Here is a 22444-nt window from a genome sequence, read left to right as displayed (position 1 = left end):
ATTCCGGCCCGGGGCCGTCCCCAGGGGCTCGCGGGCGGCCCGCCCGGAACCTCCTAACCGTCGGAGGGGAGCCCGTGCGGACGCCGCTCGGCCCGGGGGAAGAGCGAGATCTGCGCCTCGGAGACCCTGGCCCCCTCGGGGGCGCCCTCCTTCCTGCGCTGTTCGACCAGGTAGGGGGCGAGAAGCTCCTCGATGCGCTCGACGAGCCGCTTCATCTCCCCGGCCTCCACGAGCAGCACCGACCGCATGAAGATGCTCGCCTCCTGCCACTCCGGAGGCTCCCGGTCGAGGTTGCGCAGCGCCCGGGTGACCTCCGCCGCGGCCTCTTCCCGCACCACCTTGATCAGCGTGTCCTTGGCCTCCCGGACCCCGGGCGGATCGTCTGCCTGGGGGGTCACACTCCAGCCGCCGACGGCCCTGCGCCAGAGCCGCTCCCTGCCGTCCCCGCGCGCCGGCGCGTCCTCGACGAAGCCGTACTTGGCCAGCATGCGCAGGTGGTAGCTGGCCGCGCTCGGGGTCACGCCCACGACCTCGGCGACCTCGGTCGCGGTGGCCGCGCCGTCCGTCCGGAGCCTGTTCAGGATGGCCAGCCGGGCGGGGTGGGCCAGCGCCCGCATCGCCCTGGGGTCGCTGAGCTCCGTGTCACTGAGGGGCCGCCGGTCCTCGGTCATGTGCAAACCGTACCCACTCCCGAGTATGAAGGATTGCCTTCACAACCGTGAAAGGTTACCTTCATAGATATGAAACGAACCCTTCAGATTGTTCGGAGGACGACATGACCTCGCTCGCTCCGCTTCCCGGCCTCCGCGGGAACCGTCCCGACCCGTCCAGGCGGCCCCCGGCGGCCCCCCCGCCGTCCAAGCCGTCCGAGTCGCCCCAGTCACCCGGGTCGTCCGGGTCATCCAGCTCCTCCGAGCCGCCCCAGTCACCCGGGTCGCCCGGGTCATCCAGCTCCTCCGAGCCGCCCCAGTCACCCGGGTCGCCCGGGTCGCCGGCGACGCTCGTCCAGCGTGTCCTCGCCCGCCTCACGGCACGGCGCCCGCGGCCGGCCCTGCGATCCTCGCCCGCGGGCGTCCTGCTGGGGCTGCGGAGGCCCTTCCGCCCCGGCGAGACGATCCTCCGGTGCGGCTGCCCCGGCCACCCATCCACAGCCCTCTCCGACTGTCCACAGAACCCCGATCGGTTCATCACGCACCTGTGGCCGATCTCATCCTTGCGAATGTGATCCCTCGCCCTCTTCCCGTCCTCGTCCTCCTGCCGGCCCTCCTGGGCCCCGCTCCGGAGCCCGCAACTCCGGAGGGCCCCACCCGCCCCGCCACCGCGCCTCCGGTCGTCCCCCGCTCACTCACGCGGACCACCGGACCGGTCTCGCCGCCGGCGGTACGGGCGGCAGGCACGCCGAGCGCACCCTTGACCCCACCAGCGGTCACGCCAGCGGCCACGCCAGCAGGCACCCCCCTGGCCGCACCGGCGGCCACGCCCTCCGCCGGCTCCGCCACCGCGCCCTCCGGAGCGGCCCGCTGGGCCTGGCCGCTGCCAGGCCGCCCCCGGGTCCTGCGGAGCTTCGCGCCCCCACCCGAGCCGTGGCTGCCCGGCCACCGGGGCGTCGACCTGCTCGCCGCTCCCGGCACCCCGGTCCACGCCGCGGGGCGGGGCACGGTCGGCTACGCCGGGACGCTCGCAGGACGCGGGGTCGTCACCGTGCTCCACCCCGGCGGCCTGCGCACGACCTACCTCCCGGTCCGTCCGTCGGTGGAGCGCGGTGAGACGGTCGCGCCGGGCCAGGTCATCGGAGTGCTCGAGGACGTCCCCGGGCACTGCCCCACCGGCTGCCTGCACTGGGGCCTGCTCCGGGACCGGCGTTATCTCGACCCGCTGCTCCTGCTGGGACTGGGCCGGGTCCGGCTCCTCCCGCTGACCGCCCCTCCCAGCTGAGCGTGGTCGCCGCAGCAGACGGTCACCACAGCAGCCGGTCACCACAGCAGACGGTCACCACAGCCGCCGGTCACCACAGCAGTTGGTCACCACAGCCGCCCACCCATCCCGCCTCGCGGCTCCCAGTGGCCGGTGACCAGGCAGCCGCATAGCCCGGCGGCCCGGCGGCTCTGTCCCCCTGTGGCGCCGTGGTCCTGTCGCCCTGTGGCCCCACGGCCCGGCAGGCGGCGGGCACCGCCTTGGGCCTCCCTGGACCTATCCGCCCTCCGGCCGCTCCGGACGCAGCCGCCAGCCCCGGGAGGTCCGCTCGACGTATCCGGCGGCGGCCAGCCCGCCGAGGCAGGAGAGCACCGTCTCCAGGTCGGTCCCCGCCGCCACCGCGATCGTCGCCGGTCCCGCGCCCGCCCGCGCCGGCACGGCCTCCAGGACCCTCCGGGTCTCGGGATCGAGCCGGTCGCGCGGGAGCACCGGACCACGCGGCTCGGGTGCGAGCTCGTCGCCGATGACGCCGACCAGCTCGGTCATCTCCGCGGGGGTGGTGACACAGGTCGCCGCGCCCTGGCGGATCAGGCGATGGCAGCCCGCCGAGGTGTCGGAGGTCACCGGTCCGGGCACGGCGGCCAGGACCCGGCGCAGCGCCGTCGCGTGCCCCGCCGTGTTGAGCGCCCCGCTGCGCACCGCCGCCTCGACGACCACCGTTCCCCGGGCCAGCGCGGCGATGAGCCGGTTGCGGACCAGGAAGCGCGGCCGGGTGGGCCGCACCCCCATCGGGCACTCGCTCACCAGCACCCCCTGACCGCGCACGGCCGCGAACAGGTCGTGGTGCGCGCTGGGGTAGGTGACGTCGGTCCCGCAGGCCAGCACCGCGACGGTGGGAGCCCCACCGGCCAGGGCGCCACGGTGGGCCGCGCCGTCGACCCCGTACGCCCCTCCCGAGACCACCCCGTAGCCGCGCTCGCTCAGCCCGGCGCCGAACTCCGCGGCGACGTGCGCGCCGTAGGGGGTGGCGGCCCGGGAGCCGACCACCGCCACCGAGCGGATGCAGGCGAAACGCAGGTTCGCCTCGCCGTGCAGCCACAGGGCGTGCGGCCGCACGTCGCCGAGGTCGTCCAGCTGGGTGGGCCACTCCGCGTCTCCGGGCACCACCAGGCGGGCCCCCGTCCGCTCCCCGGCGGCCAGATCCTCCGCGGGGTCCGCCGTCTCCAGCCGTGCCGCCCAGGCGGCGAGGATCCGTGCCAGCCGGTCCCCCGCACCGGCACCGTCGCCGTCACCGGAACCGGCCGCGCCCCGGTGGCGGGCGCTCCCGAACCAGTGGACGAATCCGGCGTCCAGCGCCCCTCGCCGGACCTGCTCGACCGCGGCCTCGGGGCCGCAGGAGGCGGTGAGCCTGCCCATCACCGGGTCGCCGGGCTCGGCCAGCCGCATCAGCGTCACCCGGGCCAGCCGTTCCCTCACCGCTCCTCCCCCAGCCACAGTCCGAGCGCCGCGTTGGTCTCCTCGACTCCGGGCTCACCGCGGTCCTTCAGGTCGGCGATGGTCCAGGCGACTCTCAGCACCCGGTCCAGGCCGCGTGCGCTCAGCACTCCGTTGTCCAGGCAGCCCAGCAACGGCGCCATCGCCTTCGGCGGCAGGCGGTACTCGGTGTGCAGCGCCCCGGTGGGCATCTCCGCGTTGCACCGCCACGGCCTGCCCGCGAACCGCTCGGCGGCCCGCGCCCTGGCCCGCAGCACCCGCTCGGCCACCGTCCGGCTCGGCTCGGTGAACCTGCGGTCGGCGAGCAGCTCACGCCGCGTCGCCCGCAGGAGCGTCACCTTGACGTCGACGCGGTCCAGCAGCGGGCCGGAGAGCCGGGACAGGTAGCGGCGGCGGGCGCCCGGCGAGCACCGGCAGGGCTCCCCCGGACGGGACGGCTGCGCGCATGGGCAGGGGTTGGCCGCCAGCACCAGCATGAACCTGGCCGGGAACGTGACCGTGCCCTGCGACCGGGAGACCGTCACCTTGCCCGACTCCAGAGGCTGGCGGAGCGCGTCCAGGACGCTCATCGAGAATTCGGGAGCCTCGTCCATGAACAGGACGCCGCCGTGGGACAGCGAAACCGCCCCCGGGCGGATCACCCCGCTGCCGCCGCCGATGACGGCCGCGATGGTCGCCGTGTGGTGGGGCGCCATGAAGGGCGGGCGGGCCAGCAGCGGCCGGCCGGGCGGGAGCGTCCCTGCCACCGAGTGGATCGCCGTCACCTCCAGCGCCTGGTCGTGCTCCAGCGGCGGGAGCAGCGTGGGGAGCCGCTCGGCGAGCATCGTCTTACCGGTCCCCGGAGGCCCCAGCATCCAGAGGTTGTGCCCCCCGGCGGCGCAGATCTCCAGAGCGCGGCGGGCGAACGGCTGCCCGGCCACGTCGCTCAGATCCGGAGTGCTCCCACCGCTCTCCGCTCCACCGAGCGGACCCGGCCCGGCCCGCCCCGCGGATCCGCCGTGCGGCTCCGGCGCCCCGCCGTCCTGTCCGGCGGCGGACGCTCCCGCGGCCGGGGGCGCACCGCCCGGGAACGGGAGCGGAGCGGCCTGGCCGTCTCCGCGCAGCCAGCCGACCAGGTCTCCGAGGGACGAGACGGGGATCACGGTCAGCTCCGGCACCAGAGCGGCCTCGGCCGCGTTGCCCACCGGGACGACGACCGTGCCCGCACCCGCGCCCGCCGCCGCGAGCACGGCGGGGAGCACGCCCCGCACCGGCCTGACCGACCCGTCGAGCCCCAGCTCTCCGAGGAAGAACAGCGGGGCCACCCGGTCCCGTGGCACGACCCCCGCCGCGGCGAGCAGCGCCACCGCGATCGCCACGTCGAACATGCTGCCCCGTTTGGGCAGGCTGGCGGGGAACAGGCTGATGGTGATGCGTGCGTCGGGCCAGGCGTGACGGCTGTTGACCACCGCCGAGCGGACCCGGTCGCGTGCCTCGCTCAGTGCGGTGTCGAGCATGCCGATGAGGTGCGTGCCGGCGACTCCGTTGCCGACGTCCGCCTCGACGTCGACCACATGCCCGGTCACCCCGACCAGGCAGACGCAGCGCGTGCGTGCGACGGTCATCCGCGCCACCCCCGCACGTGCCGGTACCGGACGTGCGCACGCCGCCCCGCAGGGCGCGCGCCGTCCCCGCGCGGAGCGGGCGGCCCGCACCGGTCCGGGGAACGCCGGACGCTCCACAACGGTCCCGGGAAGAGCCGCCGGACGGTCCCCGGCGGTCCCGGGGAGAGCCGGTGGGCCGGGGGCATCAGCACACCCCCCGCTCGTGGCGGATCACGAGCTCTCCCGCGAACCGCTCCAGCGCGACCACGTCGACCCGGACCGAGTCGAACCACTCGCGCCGCCCGCCCAGCCAGCGTCCCGCGAGCCCGCGCAGCCTGGCGACCTTCGCCCTGGTCACCGCCTCGAAGGCGGTGCCGTGGCTCCGGCCGGAGCGGGTCTTCACCTCCACCACGACGAGGGCCCGCCCGTCCCGGGCGACCACGTCGATCTCACCCTCCGGGCACCGCCAGTTGCGGTCCAGGATCTGCATGCCATGCGCCAGCAGGTAGTCGACGGCGACCTGCTCACCGTGCCTGCCGAGCTCGTCCTTCGCGGCCATGGAACCACCTCCGGTCCCCGACCCTCGCTCAGCTCACACCGCCACCGGCGGCCCGAACCGGCTTCTGTGGACATCCGGACGGCAGAGGTATGGACCTGTGGAGAGGCTCCGGCCACAGGCAGGCCGGCGGCGGGCGCCCGCGTGGAGATGCCCCCACGGGCCCACGTGGAGGCCTCAGCCGGAGAAGCCCTCCTTGGGCATCTCCAGATCGGACTTGGCCAGCTCCTCGACGTTGACGTCCTTGAAGGTGACGACGCGGACGTTCTTGACGAACCTCGCCGGCCGGTACATGTCCCAGACCCAGGCGTCCTGCATCTTCACGTCGAAGAACACGTCGCCGTTCTCGGCGGTGCGCACGTCCAGGTCGACGGAGTTGGTGAGATAGAAGCGCCGCTCGGTCTCCACGACGTAAGTGAACAGGCCGACGACGTCGCGGTACTCGCGGTAAAGCTGCAGTTCCATCTCGGTCTCGTATTTCTCGAGATCCTCTGCGCTCATGCCGCTCCTCCTGTCACACGCCCTTCCGGCCCACCCGGTCGGGCTGAGCCGGCCCCCAGTTCATTGTCCCCCATCGGCCCCCTCCGGACGGCTCTCGCCGCCCTCCCGGAGAGTGTGCCGCTATTTCCCCCCGGGAAACGCCCGGGCGAACGTCTCCGGCGTCTCCAGGATCGCCGCCCGGGAGAACGGCCAGTAGATGGCGACGGCCCTGCCGATCACGTCGTCCTCCGCGATCGTGCCGTCACCCGCCTGCTCCTCCCAGCTCCGGGAGTCCTGGGAGGCGGTGCGGTGGTCGCCCATGAGCCACAGGCGCCCCTGGGGGATCACCTTCTCGAACTCGTCGCCCGAGGGGAAGTCGTCGGGGTGGATGTAGGACTTCTCGTCGAGCGGCACGCCGTTCACGGTGATCCGGCCCTTGTCGTCGCAGCACTTGACGGTGTCCCCGCCGATCGCGATGACGCGCTTGATGGTGTCCTCGCCGTTCCAGCCCTTGAAGACCACCACGTCGCCGCGCTCGGCCGCGCCGTGCAGCTTGTTGACGACCACCCGGTCGTCCACCTGCAGGGTGTTCTCCATCGACTCCGACGGAATCCAGAAGGACTGGAAGACGAACGCCTGCAGCAGCAGCGCCGCGACGACGCCGGAGACCAGCAGGAGCAGCGTCTCGCGCAGGCTCCCGCCCTTCTTCTTGCCGGAGGAGTGGTCCTTCTTGCCGGAGGGCTCGGCCTCCTGGCCGGAGGGCTCGTCGCGCTTGTTGTCGTTGTCGGGTTCAACGGTCATGGGGTACGGCTACCGCCTCGAAAGCCGGCGACGACGCCACAGCACCAGCGGCACGGCCCCCGCGAAGCCGGCCAGGAGCGGGGTGGCCCCTGTGACGGCGGCGGCGGCGTTCAGCGCCGGCTGGCTGAACGTGTCGGGGATGGGGAGAGTGGTGGCCCTGGAGAAGGGCCAGACGATGACGAAGGCGCGGCCGATCACCTGGTCGATCGGGATCGTCCCGCCCCCGGGGTCGCCCGTGTGGTTCCGGGAGTCCATGGACACGCCGCGGTGGTCGCCCATGACCCACAGGCGCCCCTCCGGGACCTTGATCGAGAAGTCGTCCCTGGAAGGCGCGTCGTTCGGGTAGAGGTACTCCCTCTCGTCGAGGGCCACCCCGTTGACCGTGACGCGCCCCTGCTTGTCGCAGCACTTCACGACGTCCCCGGGAACGCCGATGACGCGCTTGATGTAGTCCTTCTCGCCGGGGACCATGCCGAAGGCGGTGCCGACCCAGCGGAAGAACGCCTCGAACGCGTTGGACGGCTCCTCTATCTGGACCTCGCCGTCCCAGGAGTCCACCCCGGAGAAGACCACCACGTCACCGCGCTCGATGTCGCGGACGTGGTAGACGAGCTTGTTGACCAGGACCCGGTCGTTCTTCAGCAGGGTGTTCTCCATCGACTCCGACGGGATGTAGAACGCCTGGACGATGAAGGTCTTGATCACGAGCGCGAGCACCAGGGCGACGACGACCAGGACGGGCAGCTCCTTCCAGAAGGAGCCCTTCTTCTTGTCCTTGCCGCCCTTGGCGGTCTTCTTGGTGTCTTCCGTGACCACGTCCACCTCGTCCTCGGCAGGCCGGCGTGCCTGCGCGCCGTATGCCTGGTCCTCGCTAGTCATCGCTGACGAGCCTAGATGATGGTGGAGGCGCAGTGGTCGAGGCCGCGGTTAAGGAGTGTTCCTGATTGCATCAGCGTTGGTTCGTCTTCATGTGTCCGGCCGGTCCCGAAGACGCGCCTGCCCGTGCGGCGGGACCGGCCCGCGCACACGAGCGGCCCGCCTCCCGGCACGGGGAGACGGGCCGGACGGACGCGGCGCCTGCCGGCGGTGCTAGCGCTTCTCGCGGATGCGGGCGGCCTTGCCGCGCAGGTCGCGCATGTAGTAGAGCTTGGCGCGGCGGACGTCACCACGGGTCACGACGGTGATCTTCTCGATGACCGGGCTGTGGACCGGGAAGGTGCGCTCGACGCCGACGCCGTAGCTGACCTTGCGGACGGTGAAGGTCTCCCGGGCGCCACCGCCCTGGCGGCGCAGGACGAAGCCCTTGAAGACCTGGACACGGGAGCGGTTGCCCTCGATCACTCGGACGTGGACTTCGAGCGTGTCACCGGGACGGAAGTCCGGAACGTCGCTGCGGAGCGTGGTCTTCTCAAGCTCGACGATCAGCGGGTGCATGGCAGTGGTACCTCGTTCACGTGAGCACGCGGAGGTCCATCCGGCCACGGCGGGCGGCATCGTGATGGACGCACGTACTGGACTGATGTGTCTGTCGTGGAGCCGGACCCTCCGGTCGGCGGGCGGCCCGACGGCGCGCGCCGGTCTGCGGACAGTCGGCGGCAAGGATTCAGTGTGCCATATCCTCGCGGTCCACCGGAAATCCGATCTCCGCCAGGACCGCGCGGTCGTGCTTGTCCAGCCGTTCCGGGTCCAGCGCCGCGAGCAGCTCGGGGCGGTTCCGCGCGGTACGGCGGAGCGCCTCGTCCCGGCGCCACCGGGCGATCCTGCCGTGGTGGCCGGAGAGCAGGATCTCCGGCACCCGGTGGCCGCGCCACTCCGGCGGCTTGGTGTAGACCGGGCCCTCGAGCAGGTTCTCCATGGCTCCGGGGGCGAAGGAGTCGTCCACCGCCGAGTGGGCGTTGCCCAGCACTCCGGGGAGCAGCCTTCCCACGGCCTCGACCATCACCAGCACCGCGGCCTCGCCCCCGGCGAGCACGTAGTCGCCGATGCTGACCTCGTCCACCCGCAGGCGGGAGCCGTACTCGGCCATGACACGCGAGTCGATGCCCTCGTAGCGGGCGGGGGTGAACAGCAGCCACGGCTCGGCGGCGTACTCCATCGCGAGCCTCTGGGTGAAGGGCACCCCGCTCGGGGTCGGCACGACGATCCGGGGACGGGCCTGCGGATCGGCGGCCAAGACCTCGTCGACGGCCTCGCCCCACGGGTCCGGCTTCATGACCATGCCGGGACCGCCGCCGTAGGGGGTGTCGTCCACGGTGCGGTGCACGTCGTGCGTCCAGTCGCGGAGCTGGTGCAGGTGGACGTCGAGGATGCCGCGCTCGCGGGCCTTGCCGATGAGGGAGACGCCGAGCGGGGCGAAGTACTCGGGGAAGATCGAGATGATGTCGATGCGCATGTCAGACCATCTGGTCGGGGTCGAGCAGGCCCGGCGGCGCGTCCACCGTCAGCGTCCCCGCCTCCAGGTCGACCTCCGGGACGAGCGCCTTGACGAACGGCACGTAGACCTCCGCGCCGCCGCGCCGTACGACCAGCAGGTCCTGGCCGTGGTGGAGCACGTCGATCACCTCGCCGGCCCGTTCCCCGCCGGGGGTGACGACGGTCAGCCCGATGAGCTGGTGGTCGTAGAACTCGTCCGGGTCCGTGGGCGGCGGGACGTCCTCCGAGTCGAGGACCAGCATCGTCCCGCGGAGCGCCTCGGCCCGGTCGCGGTCGTCCACGCCCTCGAACCGGACCAGCAGGATCCCGGAGTGCCAGCGCCGGGAGGCGACGACGAGGGGGCCGGCGGACGCGGGATCGGTGGCGAGCGCCGCCCCGGGGGCGAACCGGCCCTGCGGGTCGTCGGTGCGCACCTCCACGGTCACCTCGCCGCGGAGCCCGTGCGGGCGGCCGATGCGGCCTACGACAAGCTGCACGCCCGTCTCCTGAGTCTCGTGTCGAAAGAAAGCAGACGGGCCACCCACACCGGTGGGTGGCCCGTCCGCTCGGTGGATCTCGTGTCGGCCGGGGTCTAGCGGGGCTCGTCCAGGTCGAGCAGGTCGACCCGGACGTATTTGCCGTCGCCGAGGGCGTTCACGACCGTGCGCAACGCCTTCGCCGTACGGCCGCCTCGGCCGATGACCTTGCCCAGGTCCTCAGGGTGGACCCGGACCTCAAGCACACGCCCGCTGCGGATGCGGCGGCCGCGAACCTGGATGTCGTCGGGATGCTCGACGATGCCCTTCACCAGGTGCTCGAGGGCCTCCTCGAGCATCTCAGGCCTCGCCTTCCGGCTTCTCCTCGGCGGCGGCCGGGGCCTCGGCGGCCTCGTCGGCCTTGGGGGCCTTCTTGGCCGGCTTCTTCGGCGTGGCGGCGGCCTCGAGGGACAGCGCCTCCTTGGCGGCGGCCTCGTAGGCGGCGTGGCGGTCCGGCTTGGGCTCGGCGACGAGCTTCGGCGCGGGGGCGGGCTCGCCCTTGAACTTCTGCCAGTCACCGGTGATCTTGAGGAGCTTCAGCACCGGCCCGGTCGGCTGCGCGCCGACACCCAGCCAGTAGGCCGCCCGCTCGGCGTCGATCTCGATGCGCGAAGGGTTCTCCTTCGGGTGGTACAGGCCGATCTCCTCGATCGCCCGACCGTCACGCTTGGTGCGGCTGTCGGCGACGACGACACGGTACTGCGCGTTGCGGATCATGCCGAGCCGCTTGAGCTTGATCTTGACTGCCACTGGTGTGGTCTCTCCTGCATTAGAGCGTGGATGAGCGGTGTCTCATCGAGTGGGGCACGAGGATCCGACCGCTACAGGGACAGGCGCGACCGGCGGGGGTTAGAGGGCGCCCGCGTGGCCACGATGTTCCAACATGCAATTGTGCCAGACGCACGGGGGTGCCCTGCCAATCACCCGCCGACTTCCGCGTGCGGAGACAGGTGGAACCCCCGTGCCGGCGCGCCGGGGCTCACTTCGGCCGGACGCCCAGCAACTCCAGCAGCGTCATGGTGATGAACCCCAGGATGATGAGCACCCAGATCCAGCGGGCCCGCGCGAAGAAGTTGTCGTCGCCGCCGCCCATCACTGCCCCGGCAGCTTGAACTTCGAGGGGTCGAAGCCCGGCGGCAGCTCCAGGCCCGGCGGGAGCTGGCCCGCGCCCAGGTTGCCGAGGGCGCCCGGGCCGGGCGTGTTGCCCGCGGCGGCCTTGCCGGCCCCGCCCTTGCCGAGCGCGGCCTTACGCGGGTCGCCGCTGACCCGGCGCCCCTTGGCGGCCTTCTTCTGCGCCGCCTTGGCCGCCTTGCGCCCGCCCGGCATGCCGGGGATGCCCAGGCCGCCGGCCATGCGCTTCATCATCTTCTGGGCCTCGAAGAAGCGGACGACCAGGTTGTTCACCTCGGTGACCGTGACACCGGAGCCCCGGGCGATGCGCTCGCGGCGCGACCCCTTGATGATCTTGGGGTCCTGCCGCTCGGCCGGGGTCATCGAGCGGATGATCGCGGCGATGCGGTCCAGGTCGCGGTCGTCGACCTGGTTGAGCTGGTCGCGCATCTGCCCCATGCCGGGCATCATGCCGAGCAGGTTCTTGATGGGGCCCATCTTGCGGACCATCATCATCTGCTCGAGGAAGTCCTCCAGCGTGAAGCCCTCGCCCGAGGTGAGCTTGCCCGCCATCCGGGCGGCTTCCTGCTCGTCGAAGGTCTTCTGCGCCTGCTCGATCAGGGTGAGGATGTCACCCATGTCGAGGATGCGGGAGGCCATCCGGTCCGGGTGGAAGGCGTCGAAGTCCTCGAGCTTCTCACCGGTCGACGCGAACATGATCGGCCTGCCGGTGATGTGCCGGACCGAGAGCGCGGCGCCGCCGCGGGCGTCGCCGTCGAGCTTGGTGAGCACGACCCCGTCGAAGCCGACGCCGTCCATGAACGCCTGGGCCGTGGCGACGGCGTCCTGGCCGATCATGGCGTCGACGACGAACAGGACCTCGTCGGGGGAGACCGCGTCGCGGATGTCCGCGGCCTGCCTCATCATCTCCTGGTCGATGCCGAGCCGGCCGGCGGTGTCGATGACGACGATGTCGTGCTGCTGCCGCCGGGCGTGCTCGATCGACTGGCGCGCCACGGCGACCAGGTCGCCGACGCCGTCGCCGGGCTGGGGGGCGTAGACCGCGACGCCCGCCCGCTCGGCCACGACCGACAGCTGCTGCACCGCGTTGGGGCGCTGCAGGTCCGCGGCGACCAGCAGCGGGGTGTGGTTCTGCTCCCGCAGCCAGCGGCCGAGCTTGCCCGCGAGGGTGGTCTTTCCGGCGCCCTGGAGGCCGGCGAGCATGATGACGGTCGGCGGGTTCTTCGCGTGGCGGAGGCGCCGCGTCTCGCCGCCGAGGACCTCGATCAGCTCGTCATTGACGATCTTGACGACCTGCTGGGCCGGGTTCAGCGCCTGGGAGACCTCGGCGCCGCGGGCGCGCTCCTTGACCTGGGCGACGAACGTCTTGACCACGGGCAGCGCGACGTCCGCCTCGAGCAACGCGATGCGGATCTCGCGGCACGTCGCGTCGATGTCGGCGTCGGAGAGCCGACCCTTGGATCGGAGGGAGGAGAAGACCGATGTGAGCCGGTCGGAAAGCGTCTCGAACACGTGATTGGCCAGCCTCTGCGCTACAGGGTCTGCGACTCGACCTCCCAGCCTATCCGCTGGCGGCCGCCTCCGGCGCCCGGCGGGCGGCCGCCGCGGGGGCCCCGGGGGCCCGGACCGGGGGACGCCGGAGGGCCGGGCCAGAGCGCGCCGGAGGGCCGGGCCGGGGCACGCGCCCTGCCCTCCCCCGGCGGCCCCGGCCCGGGACGGCCGTCAGCGTCCCCAGCCCGGGACGGCCATCCGCATGGTCAGGGCGTGCTCGACCAGCGTGATGAGCGTGGCCTTCACCGCGTCGCGCGAGCGGGCGTCGGTCCGCGAGATGGGGATGTCCGGCGCGAGCGTCAGCGCCTCGCGCACCTCCTCCTCGCCGTGCGGGTGGCTCCCGTCCCAGCCGTTGAGCGCGACCACGAAGGGCAGCCTGGCCTCCTCGAAGTAGTCGATCGCCGGGAAGCTGTCGGCCAGGCGCCGGGTGTCGACCAGCACGACGGCGCCGATGGCGCCGCGGACCAGGTCGTCCCACATGAACCAGAACCGGTGCTGCCCCGGCGTGCCGAACAGGTACAGGATCAGGTCCCGGTCCAGGGAGACCCGGCCGAAGTCCATCGCCACGGTGGTCGTGGTCTTGTTGGGGGTGAGCGCGACGTCGTCGATGCCGGAACTGGCGTCGGTCATCACCGCCTCCGTGGTCAGCGGGAGGATCTCCGACACCGCGCCCACGAACGTGGTCTTGCCGACGCCGAAACCACCGGCGACGACGATCTTGGTCGAGGTGAGACCGCCACCGCGGCTAGAGCCTGCGAAGTCCACTGAGCACCCTTTCCAGCAGGTTGAGATCCGGCTTGCCCGCGTTCAGTTGCGGTTGGTGCAACTGGACCAGCCCCTCGGCCGCCATGTCGGCGACCAGGATCCGGGTGACGCCGAGGGGGATGCGGAGCATCGCGGAGATCTCAGCGACCGAACGCACTTGCCGGCACAGGGCGCTGATCGCCTGATACTCCGGAGTGCGGGTGGATAGATCATGTTGGGAGGTCGCCGAGGAGACCAGGGCCTCCATGGCGAGATGGGTCCGGGGGGCGGTCCGCCCCCCGGTCACGGCGTAGGGGCGGACCAGGGAACTCTGCTCCGCCGGCGCCGGCTGTATCTCGTGCGCGGGCACCGCCTGCGGCACGGGGTACGGGGCGGCGTACGGGCCGGCCCCCGACTGTCCCGGCGCGCCCTGCGGCGGCCCGTACGGCCCCGGCGCGCCCTGCGGCGATCCGTACGGCCCCGGCGCGCCCTGCGGCGGCCCGTACGGTCCGGGGAGTCCCTGCGGTCCGTACGGGCCCGGGACCTCCTGCGACGTGTACGGCCCCGCAGGCCCCGCAGGAACGCGCCCGCCGGGCGCCCCCGGCGGCACGTGCCGCGGGGGCGCTCCCTGCGGTGCGCGGAGATCGTCCATCGACTGGTGGGGCGGCCCGCCTAACGGGTCGCCCTCACCTGGCCAGCCGCGCCCTGCCACGGCGTCCTCCTAGCGCGGTGTCCGCCGCGGCGCCGACGCGCCGCGGCACGGATGCTGCCGACCGTTCTCTTCCCTCATCTCTCATTCACGGGCTCCTTCGGGCTCCGGGAGGGGAAGTGCTCCGGCGCGCCCTGGTGGGTCGTCACCGGGGGTGGGAGGCCTGGAGTTCGGCGCGCACGGCGGGCGTCAGCACCTGCCCGGCCCGCTCGACGAGCAACGTCATCTGGTAGGCCACCAGGCCCATGTCGCACTCGGGTGAGGCCAGTACGGCCAGGCAGGAGCCGTCACTGATCGCCATGAGCAGGAGCAGCCCTCGCTGCATCTCCACCACGGTCTGGGTGACCGCGCCTCCCTCGAAGACCCTGGAGGCGCCCTGGGTCAGGCTGAGCAGCCCGGCCGCCACCGCGGCCAGCTGGTCGGCCCGGTCCCGGGGGAACCCGTCCGAGAACGCCAACGGCAGACCGTCCGCCGACACCACGACCGCGTGCGCGACGCCGGGGACGTTGCCCACGAAATCGGTGACCAGCCAGTTGACCCCCCGGGCGGCCTGACTCAGTTCGCGCACCGGTGGCCCTCCTCAGCGATCGTGCCGGGCTGCTCGCTCACCGCTCCTCCTTGCTCGCTTCAACGTCCGGGCCGAAGCGGGGATACGTCTCCTCCGCCCCGGTCGCCTCTCCCCTGGCCACCGCCCGGCCCTGCCGTACTCCCCGCTGGAAGCTGGACAGCCGGTTGCGCACCGCCTCCGGGGAGACCGCCGGCCGCGCGGGCGGCGCCTGCGGGGCGGCCGTCTCGGCGGCGACCGTGCCGGGCACCAGGTTGGCCTTGGGCACCCGCTTGGGCAGGCCCGCGCCGGTGAGGCCGCCGAGGGCCGGCTCGCTCGCCGCCCGGGCCGCCTGCCAGCCGGCGTCCGCGGGCGAGGACCAGGTGCCCGCGGGTGCGGGCGGCTGGATCGCCGCGGTCTCCTGCAGGTCCTCGCCGGACGAGTACGGCGCGGGCCCGCGCTCGACCGGTTCGGCCTTCTTGAACCAGTCGGACTCCACCGCCGCGAAGATCGGCAGGAACTCCTCCCGGGCCTCCTCCATCGGGGAGGGCTCGCGTACCACCGGCAGCGGTCCCGTGGTGTCCGCCTCGGCGGCGAACCCGCGGCGCGCCCCCGCCGCTCCCGCCGTCCCCGCGCCCGGCTCCGGCCACACGCTGGTGTCCCCGCGCACCGGAGCGCCGGGCCAGGAGCCGGAGTCGCCGGAGGGCACGCTCGGCCAGGACGGGCCGGAGCCCGGCGGCGGCACGTCGCCGGGCCAGGGGGTGTCGAACGGCGCCTGCCCGAGGCTCCCGCCGGCGAAGGAGCGGTGGGAGGTGTCGAAGGAGTCGAACCGCCTTCCCGCGTCGAAGGAGTCGAACGCCTGCCGGGCCGCCTCGAAGGAGGCGAACGCCGGGCGGGAGCCGTCCAGTGAGACCGGGCTGGCCAGCACCGGCGGCATGTCCACCGAGGGTGCCGAGGACAGGGAGGGCATCGAGGGCATCGAGGGTGCTGCGCCGCCCCAGTCCGTGCCGTGTCCCGCCGCCGGCATGCCGGGAACGGGGCCGGCGGAGGTGAGCAGGCTCTCCGGCAGGAGCACCATCGCGGTCAGGCCGCCGGTGTCCTGCTGCCGGAGCTGCACCCGGATGCCGTGCCGGAGGGCCAGGCGGCCGACCACGAACAGGCCCATCCGGCGGGAGACCGAGACGTCCACGACCGGCGGGTTGGCCAGCCGCCAGTTCGCCTGCGCGAGCTCCTCGGCCGTCATGCCGATGCCGAGGTCGGTGATCGAGATCATCAGCCCGCCGCCGTCGATGCGGTTGCTCGACACGATGACCTTCGTCTCCCGGGGGGAGAAGGAGATCGCGTTCTCGACGAGCTCGGCGACCAGGTGGACGACGTCGTTGACGGAGGTGCCGGCCACGGAGACGCCACCGGCGACCCGCAGGTCCACCCGCTCGTAGTTCTCGACCTCCGAGAGCGAGGCGCGCACCACGTCGATCAGCGGGACCGGCTGGCTCCACCGGCGCGCGGCCTCCTGCCCCGCGAGGACCAGGAGGTTCTCGGAGTTGCGGCGCATGCGGGTGGCCAGGTGGTCCAGCTTGAAGAGGCTGCCGAGCCGGGTCTCGTCCTGCTCGCCCTGCTCCAGGCTCTCGATGAGGGCCAGCTGGCGCTCCACCAGGGTCTGGCTGCGGCGGGAGAGGTTGACGAACATCGCGTTGACGTTGGTGCGCAGCGTCGCCTCCTCGCCCGCCAGCCGTACGGCCTCGCGGTGGACCTCGTCGAAGGCCCGGGCGACCTCGCCGATCTCGTCGGAGGAGACCACCCCGATCGGCTGGACCTGCACGGAGGTGATCTCGCCCCGTTCGCGCATGCTCTGCACGGTCTCGGGCAGGCGCTCGCCCGCGATGGACAGCGCCTCGGTCCGCAGCGTGCGCAGCGGCTTGACCAGCGAGCGGGCCACGACCACGGTGACGGCGAGGACCAGCAGGAGCAGCAGCGCGGTCAGCGCACCGGCGATCAGGGCGCCGCGCTGCTCGGACTCCTGGAGGGTGCGGCTCTGCGTGATGACGGTGTCGGCGAGCGCGGTCTCCACCTGGCGCATCAGCTCGACGGTCTCGGAGGAGGCGTCGAACCAGGCCGCCTGGTCGCTGGAGCCGGCGCCGCTCGTGTTGACGCGGAGCAGCGAGGCGTCCTGGCCGGCCAGGACGATCGAGCGCAGGCGGATGAACTCCGCGCGGTCGACCTTCTGCCCGGTGACGGTGTCGTCGTAGAGCTGGCGCTGGGCGAGCGAGGCGTTGGCGCGGAAGACCGCGAGCTCGCTGTCGCGCTGCGCGCGGGCCGCGGTGAGGGAGTCCAGGCCCTCGGGGGTGAGGTGCTTGGCGGCCAGCGCGACGGCGAGGTTGGCGCGCTCCTGCGACGCCTGCTCCTTCGCCCTGGCCAGGGCGGCGAAGGCGGCGGCGCTGCCACCGATCTCCTGGTCGCCCTCGCCCCGGATGATCCTGTCGTGGATCGACAGGAGCTCGCGGATCGCCTCCGAGTAGAAGTTGATCATCGGCAGGGGCGGAAGCTCGGTCCCGGTCGCCGCGCTCCGCATGCTGGGGAGCTCGGCGATCCGGCCGCGCATCCGGATGGCCTGCTCCTGATCACGGGGGGCGAAGTCGCCGCTCGCGACCAGGTCGTCGATCCGCTCCAGGACGGGTCCCGCCAGTTTGTCGACGACGGCGTACTGGTCCTCCAGCCGCTGCCGGCCGGCCTGCGACCTGCCCTGCGCGATGAACCTGGCGCTGAGGTCCCGTTCGAGCTGGAGGTCGTGGACCATGCCGCTCAGTCCGGCGGCCAGTTCCGCGGTCGTACGCACCTGCTCGTACTCGGCGGCCATGCCGATGGAGGTGACGACCCGCAGCACGCCCAGGACGATCGCGGCGGCCGTCGGGATGGCGACGAGCGCCACCAGTCGCGAGCGGACCCGCCAGTTGCCGAGGGCGAGCCTCCCGCCTCTCCCGCCGGCGCCCCTCCCCCCGGGGCTCTGGCTCCGGCCGCCCGACGGCGGAGTCTCCTGGTCATCGTCCCCGGCGGCCTCCCGTGCGGTCGCGCGCTCACTGGGGGTTGACGCTGTCCTCACTGATCTCCGCTGCCTCTCCTCGGATCGTCTACTTGGAGGGGATCGCGTCACAGAAAGGGTGGGAGTGACGCCGACGCATCCATGGGTAGGGGTTATTGGAGCACAGGCGGATGACTTCGGCCAATAGCACACAAGTCGCAACTCATCCACAATCGCCACATATCATCCTCAAACGGATGTTCGCCCCATCGGCTCTCCGTGCAACGCCGGACAGGCGGAAAGAGCCCCCTCTTGACATCTTATTGTCCGAGCACTAGACAAACCCCAGTCGCAAAGATTGGGAGGGATAGTGCAAATAAGTCCGATTACCGCCTATTTGGCCAAATAAGCCGATATTTGCAATTTGGTCAATCTCCTCCGCTACTCTGATCCGCGGTCGGCATACCCCCCCATGACACGTGATTCTCCCGGGACGATCTCCATGCCGCCCGGATCACTTCGGCGAGATCCTTCCCGGACGACCGAATGCAGCTAAGGAGACCTCATGAGGTTCAAGCTTGCGAGCCGGGTGGCCGTCGTCGGCCTCGCCGCGGTGCTCTCGCTCGCCGCGTGCGGCGGCTCGGACTCCGAGACCACCGCGACGGCCGGAGGTGACGGACCGGAGAAGACCTCGCTCACCATCGGACTGCTCCCCATCCCCGACAACGCGGCCGTCTACATCGCCGACCAGAAGGGCTTCTTCAAGGAGGAGGGCCTCACGATCAAGACGGAGGTCATCCAGGGCGGCGCCGCGGCCATCCCCGGCCTGGTCAGCGGCACCCTCGACGCGACGATGACGAACTACGTCTCCACCTTCATCGCCGCGGAGAAGGGCAACAAGCTCAAGATCGTCTCCGACTTCTTCCAGGCCGGCCCGAACGTCTTCAACATCATGGCCGCCAAGGACTCCACCATCACGTCGGTGGCCGACCTCAAGGGCAAGAAGATCGCGGTCAACACCCTCAACAACATCGGCACCCTGGCCGTGACCGCGACCCTCAAGCTCAACGGCCTCACCGCGGACGACGTGGAGTTCGTCGAGCTGCCCTTCCCGAACATGACGCCGGCCCTGCAGAAGGGCGACGTCGACGCGGCCTGGATGACCGAGCCGTTCCTGACCGGCGCGCAGAAGGAGTTCGGCGCCAAGAAGATCGCCGACACGATGACCGGCCCGATGGACGGCTTCCCCATCGCCGGCCTCGCCGTCACCGCCGACTTCGCCGAGAAGAACCCCAAGACCGTCGCCGCGATGCAGCGCGCCATCGGCAAGGCCCAGCAGCTCGCGGCCTCCGACCGCAAGGTCGTGGAGCAGATCCTGCCCACCTACACCAAGATCAACGCTGAGACCGCCGCGGTCATCACCCTTGGCACCTTCCCGACCAGCATCAACGAGCAGCGCCTGCAGCGCGTCGCGGACCTGATGTTCGACCACCAGTACCTCAAGAGCAAGGCCGACGCCAAGACGCTCCTCGTGGGTTCCGGCAAGTGATCGGAAGCACTGCCGTCGGCAGAGTGCTCTACGGCGCCCTGGGCGTCGCGGGGCTGCTCGCCGCCGCGGAGCTGGCCGGCCGGATCGGCCTCGTCGATCCGGCCGTCCTCCCTCTGGCCTCGACGATCCTGGCCCGGACGGCCGAGCTCGCCGCGGACGGGGAGTTCCTCGCCGACGTGGCGGCCACGATGCAGGCCTGGGCCCTCGGCCTCCTGCTCACCGTGGCCGTCACGGTCCCGGCCGGGCTCGCGCTCGGCAGCCTGCCCCGGGTCGAGACCGCGGTGCGGCCGCTGATCGAGTTCCTCCGGCCGATCCCCTCGGTCGCCCTCATCCCGCTGGCGATCCTGCTCTTCCCGGACCGGCTCGACATGAAGATCGCGGTGATCTTCTACGCCTCCTGCTGGCCGGTTCTCATCAACACGATGTACGGCCTGCTGGAGGTCGACCCCGTCGCCAAGGAGACCCTGCGAAGCTTCGGCTTCGGCCCGCTGGCCGTGCTGTGGCGGGTCTCCCTGCCCAGCACGGCGCCGTTCATCGCCACCGGGGTGCGCCTGGCCGCCGGCATCGCGCTCATCCTGGCGATCAGCGCCGAGCTGATCGGCGGCGGCTCCTCCGGGATCGGCACCTACGTCATCGAGGCCGGCAGCAGCTTCGACGGCCTGGAGTACATCCTCGCCGCCACCGTGTGGGCCGGAGTGCTCGGCATCGTGACCAACAGCCTGTTCATCGGAGCCGAGCGGCGGCTCTTCCGGTGGCACACCGCCCGCGCGGAGGGAGCCCGATGACGCGCGTGCTCGCCCGCTTCTGGCTGGTCCCCGTCGCCCTGCTGCTGTGGGAGGCCGGCGCCCGGCTGGCGGAGTCCAACTTCTTCCCGCCGCCCAGCGTGATCGCGGTGACCATGCGGGAGATGTGGCTGACCGGCCCGGCCTCCCAGCTCTGGCTGACCGACCTGGTGCTGGAGAACTTCCCGCCCAGCCTGGCCCGGCTCTTCGCCGGCTGGGCCGTCGCGGGGGTCGCCGGCATCACCCTGGGGATCCTGCTCGGCCGCTCGCGGCCGCTGGCCCGCCTCGCGGACCCGCTCATCCACTTCGGCCGGGCCATTCCGCCGCCCATGCTGCTGCCGTTCTTCATCGCGGTGCTCTCGCTCGGCGCGGAGACGCAGCTCGCCACGATCGTGTTCGGCGTGATCTGGCCGGTCCTGCTCAACACCATCGACGGCGCGCGCGCCGTGGACCGCCAGCACATCGAGACGGCCCGGGTCTTCGGGCTCTCCCGGGGCCAGCGCCTGTGGCGGATCATCCTGCCCTCGGCCCTGCCGAAGATCTTCGCCGGACTGCGGCTCAGCCTCTCCCTGGCGCTGATCCTGATGGTCATCTCCGAGCTGGTGGCCAGCACCAGCGGGATCGGCTACCAGCTCCTGCGCGCGCAACGCGACTTCGACCTGCCCGCCGTGTGGGGCACCATCGTGCTGCTCGGTGTTCTGGGGTACCTGCTGAACTCGGCCTTCCTCGCGGCCGAGCGGCGTTTCCTGTCCTGGCACCGCGCGGCCAAGCAGACGACCTGAGGACCTGGCTGTGCTTGAGATCTCGAACCTGAGCCACACCTACGGCAGCGGCCCGTCCGCGCACACCGCCCTCGGCGGCATCGACCTGAGCGTCGCCGAGGGCGAGCTGGTGTGCATCGTCGGCCCCTCCGGATGCGGGAAGTCCACCCTGCTGCGCTCCGTCGCCGGGCTCATCACCCCCACCGGGGGGAGGGTCCTGCTCAAGGGCGTGCCGGTCGACCAGACACCGGACGATCTCGCCGTGGTCTTCCAGGACTACAGCCGCTCCCTGTTCCCCTGGATGTCGGTGGCCGACAACGTCTCGCTGCCGCTGCGCCGCAAGGGCCAGGACAAGCGGCAGCGCCGGCGGTCCGCGCTGGACGCGCTGGAGCAGGTCGGCCTGGGCGGCGCCGCCGACAAGTATCCGTGGCAGCTGTCCGGCGGCATGCAGCAGCGCGTGTCCATCGCCCGCGCCCTGGCCTACCGGCCCTCCCTGCTGCTGATGGACGAGCCCTTCGGCTCGGTGGACGCCCAGACCCGTGAGGACCTGGAGGATCTGACCCTGCGGGTCCGCCGCCATCACAACATGACCATCCTGCTCATCACCCACGACATCGACGAGAGCGTCTACGTCGGCGACCGCGTCGTGGTGCTGTCCAAGTCGCCGGCGGGGATCGCCGGCGACCTGCGGGTCGACCTCCCCTCGCCCCGCGATCAGATCTCCACCAGGGAGCATCCCGACTTCGTACGGCTGCGCGCCGAGGTCGGCCGCCTGGTACGCGGCACGCGCGGCCAGCCGGCCGCCGCCCTCTGACCCCTTGACCGCCCGCTACCGGAAAGAAGACCGAGGATGAGTGACCCGCAGGAACCCGTCTGGGACGCCATCGGCGGGGTCTCCCGCTTCGCCGCCCTGGCCACCATGGCCGAACTGGGCTGCGCGGACCACCTGGCCGAGGAACCGCTGCACGTCGAGGAACTGGCCCGGCGCTGCGGCGCGCACGCCCCCTCGCTCGGCCGGGTGCTCAGGCAACTGGCCTCGATGGGCATGGTCCGGACGGTGGGAGCCGGCGTCTACGAGCTGACCGAGGCCGGCGCCACCCTCCGAACCGGTGTGCCCGGCTCGCTGCGTCCCGCCGTGCGGATGGTCGCCGAGACAGGCTTCTGGTACGGCCTCGGCACGATCCCGGTGACGGTCCGCGAGGGCAGGTCGGCCTTCGTCGAGCGGTTCGGCCCGCTGTACGGCTACCTCAAGGAGAACCCCGAGGCCGGACGGCTGTTCGACGACTACATGGTGGCCCGGGCGGCGCCGTTCGCCGAGGCCGTGGCCGCCCGCTACGACTTCTCCGGCGTACGCACCCTGGTCGACGTGGCCGGAGGCAAGGGGCACGTCCTGGCGGCCGTCCTGAAGGAGCATTCAAATCTCCGCGGCGTGCTCTTCGACCGGGAGGACGTGGTCCCGGGCGCGCGGCGGTTCCTGGCCGAGGCCGGTTTTGCAGACCGGTGCGAATGCGTCAGCGGCGACTTCTTCGTCTCCGTGCCCGCCGGGGCGGACGCCTACATGCTGAGCAGCGTGATCCACAACTGGTCCGACGAGGATGCGGCGCGGATCCTGCGCACCGTCCGGGAGGCCATGGCGGACGACGGCCGGGTCCTGCTGGTGGAGTTCGTGGTGCCCGACGGCGACGGCCGCCACGTCTCCAAGGACATCGACATGCGGATGCTCGCCCTGTTCGGCGAGGGCATGGAGCGCAGCACGTCCGAGTACGCCGAGCTGCTGGGCAAGGCCGCGCTCCGCTTCGAGCGGCAGGTCGAGCTGCCCGGCGGCGCGAGCGTCATCGAGGCCCTGCCGGTCTGAGCGGCACCGGACGGGGGCGCCGG

The 22444-nt window shown here is 72.2% G+C and carries 23 protein-coding genes; 6 read left to right on the top strand and 17 right to left on the bottom strand.

The window, feature by feature from the left end:
* Window positions 1–53: 53 nt before the first annotated feature.
* On the bottom strand, window positions 54–671 hold the full coding sequence (locus ACFOWE_RS04705; RefSeq protein WP_377285610.1) for an ArsR/SmtB family transcription factor: 618 nt from the start codon (window positions 669–671) through the stop codon (window positions 54–56).
* Between the two features lie 739 nt (window positions 672–1410).
* On the opposite strand from ACFOWE_RS04705, the gene ACFOWE_RS04700 reads away from it, so the two are divergent.
* The gene (locus ACFOWE_RS04700; protein WP_377285609.1) at window positions 1411–1935 is read left to right on the top strand and encodes a murein hydrolase activator EnvC family protein; all 525 of its coding nucleotides are present in this window, start codon (window positions 1411–1413) and stop codon (window positions 1933–1935) included.
* Window positions 1936–2190: 255 nt separating this feature from the next.
* On the opposite strand, the gene dprA is transcribed toward ACFOWE_RS04700, so the two are convergent.
* The 16 genes from dprA to ACFOWE_RS04620 form a co-directional block, all read right to left on the bottom strand.
* On the bottom strand, window positions 2191–3390 hold the full coding sequence (gene dprA, locus ACFOWE_RS04695; RefSeq protein ID WP_377285608.1) for a DNA-processing protein DprA: 1200 nt from the start codon (window positions 3388–3390) through the stop codon (window positions 2191–2193).
* Window positions 3387–5012: a YifB family Mg chelatase-like AAA ATPase gene (locus tag ACFOWE_RS04690; protein ID WP_377285606.1), complete on the bottom strand. Its 1626-nt coding sequence runs from the start codon at window positions 5010–5012 to the stop codon at window positions 3387–3389. The genes dprA and ACFOWE_RS04690 overlap by 4 nt, the downstream gene beginning before the upstream one ends.
* A 184-nt stretch (window positions 5013–5196) precedes the next feature.
* Complete coding sequence (locus ACFOWE_RS04685; RefSeq protein WP_377285605.1) at window positions 5197–5550, bottom strand: YraN family protein; 354 nt, start codon at window positions 5548–5550, stop codon at window positions 5197–5199.
* Between the two features lie 174 nt (window positions 5551–5724).
* The gene (locus ACFOWE_RS04680) at window positions 5725–6048 is read right to left on the bottom strand and encodes a DUF2469 domain-containing protein (protein ID WP_068895098.1); all 324 of its coding nucleotides are present in this window, start codon (window positions 6046–6048) and stop codon (window positions 5725–5727) included.
* Window positions 6049–6168: 120 nt separating this feature from the next.
* A complete protein-coding gene (gene lepB / locus ACFOWE_RS04675) occupies window positions 6169–6828 on the bottom strand; it encodes a signal peptidase I (protein WP_377285604.1) in 660 nt (219 codons plus the stop codon).
* 9 nt (window positions 6829–6837) lie between these two features.
* Window positions 6838–7707 carry a signal peptidase I gene (gene lepB, locus ACFOWE_RS04670; protein WP_377285603.1) on the bottom strand — a complete coding sequence of 290 codons (870 nt, stop codon included), beginning with the start codon at window positions 7705–7707 and terminating at the stop codon, window positions 6838–6840.
* 210 nt (window positions 7708–7917) lie between these two features.
* Window positions 7918–8262: a 50S ribosomal protein L19 gene (gene rplS, locus ACFOWE_RS04665; RefSeq protein ID WP_377285601.1), complete on the bottom strand. Its 345-nt coding sequence runs from the start codon at window positions 8260–8262 to the stop codon at window positions 7918–7920.
* 169 nt (window positions 8263–8431) lie between these two features.
* Window positions 8432–9220, bottom strand: coding sequence for a tRNA (guanosine(37)-N1)-methyltransferase TrmD (gene trmD / locus ACFOWE_RS04660; protein WP_377285600.1), 789 nt, complete (start codon window positions 9218–9220; stop codon window positions 8432–8434).
* A 1-nt stretch (window position 9221) separates the two neighbouring features.
* Complete coding sequence (gene rimM / locus ACFOWE_RS04655; RefSeq protein ID WP_377285598.1) at window positions 9222–9737, bottom strand: ribosome maturation factor RimM; 516 nt, start codon at window positions 9735–9737, stop codon at window positions 9222–9224.
* A gap of 95 nt (window positions 9738–9832) precedes the next feature.
* Window positions 9833–10075: an RNA-binding protein gene (locus ACFOWE_RS04650; protein WP_377285597.1), complete on the bottom strand. Its 243-nt coding sequence runs from the start codon at window positions 10073–10075 to the stop codon at window positions 9833–9835.
* A 1-nt stretch (window position 10076) separates the two neighbouring features.
* The gene (gene rpsP / locus ACFOWE_RS04645; protein WP_377285596.1) at window positions 10077–10526 is read right to left on the bottom strand and encodes a 30S ribosomal protein S16; all 450 of its coding nucleotides are present in this window, start codon (window positions 10524–10526) and stop codon (window positions 10077–10079) included.
* 342 nt (window positions 10527–10868) lie between these two features.
* Complete coding sequence (gene ffh / locus ACFOWE_RS04640) at window positions 10869–12419, bottom strand: signal recognition particle protein (protein ID WP_377285594.1); 1551 nt, start codon at window positions 12417–12419, stop codon at window positions 10869–10871.
* 210 nt (window positions 12420–12629) lie between these two features.
* On the bottom strand, window positions 12630–13223 hold the full coding sequence (locus tag ACFOWE_RS04635; protein WP_377285593.1) for a GTP-binding protein: 594 nt from the start codon (window positions 13221–13223) through the stop codon (window positions 12630–12632).
* On the bottom strand, window positions 13204–13584 hold the full coding sequence (locus ACFOWE_RS04630; protein WP_377285685.1) for a DUF742 domain-containing protein: 381 nt from the start codon (window positions 13582–13584) through the stop codon (window positions 13204–13206). The genes ACFOWE_RS04635 and ACFOWE_RS04630 overlap by 20 nt, the downstream gene beginning before the upstream one ends.
* Window positions 13585–14056: 472 nt before the next feature.
* Complete coding sequence (locus ACFOWE_RS04625) at window positions 14057–14479, bottom strand: roadblock/LC7 domain-containing protein (protein ID WP_449301201.1); 423 nt, start codon at window positions 14477–14479, stop codon at window positions 14057–14059.
* 37 nt (window positions 14480–14516) lie between these two features.
* Window positions 14517–17384, bottom strand: a complete 2868-nt coding sequence (locus ACFOWE_RS04620; protein WP_377285591.1) for a sensor histidine kinase — start codon at window positions 17382–17384, stop codon at window positions 14517–14519.
* A gap of 655 nt (window positions 17385–18039) precedes the next feature.
* On the opposite strand from ACFOWE_RS04620, the gene ACFOWE_RS04615 reads away from it, so the two are divergent.
* Genes ACFOWE_RS04615 through ACFOWE_RS04595 form a run of 5 tightly spaced genes read left to right on the top strand, consistent with a single transcriptional unit; the run spans window position 18040 to window position 22421 of the window.
* A complete protein-coding gene (locus ACFOWE_RS04615) occupies window positions 18040–19023 on the top strand; it encodes an ABC transporter substrate-binding protein (protein ID WP_377285590.1) in 984 nt (327 codons plus the stop codon).
* The gene (locus ACFOWE_RS04610) at window positions 19020–19808 is read left to right on the top strand and encodes an ABC transporter permease (RefSeq protein ID WP_377285588.1); all 789 of its coding nucleotides are present in this window, start codon (window positions 19020–19022) and stop codon (window positions 19806–19808) included. Before ACFOWE_RS04615 ends, ACFOWE_RS04610 begins: the two co-directional genes overlap by 4 nt.
* Entirely contained in the window at window positions 19805–20587 is a 783-nt protein-coding gene (locus tag ACFOWE_RS04605) for an ABC transporter permease (protein ID WP_377285586.1), read from the top strand. Before ACFOWE_RS04610 ends, ACFOWE_RS04605 begins: the two co-directional genes overlap by 4 nt.
* 10 nt (window positions 20588–20597) lie before the next feature.
* Window positions 20598–21380, top strand: a complete 783-nt coding sequence (locus tag ACFOWE_RS04600; RefSeq protein ID WP_377285585.1) for an ABC transporter ATP-binding protein — start codon at window positions 20598–20600, stop codon at window positions 21378–21380.
* A gap of 36 nt (window positions 21381–21416) precedes the next feature.
* Window positions 21417–22421, top strand: coding sequence for a methyltransferase (locus ACFOWE_RS04595; RefSeq protein WP_377285584.1), 1005 nt, complete (start codon window positions 21417–21419; stop codon window positions 22419–22421).
* The last annotated feature ends 23 nt before the right edge of the window (window positions 22422–22444 follow it).

Source organism: Planomonospora corallina (assembly GCF_042650625.1).
Taxonomy (GTDB): domain Bacteria; phylum Actinomycetota; class Actinomycetes; order Streptosporangiales; family Streptosporangiaceae; genus Planomonospora_B; species Planomonospora_B corallina.
This window is presented reverse-complemented; position numbering and strand designations above follow the sequence as displayed.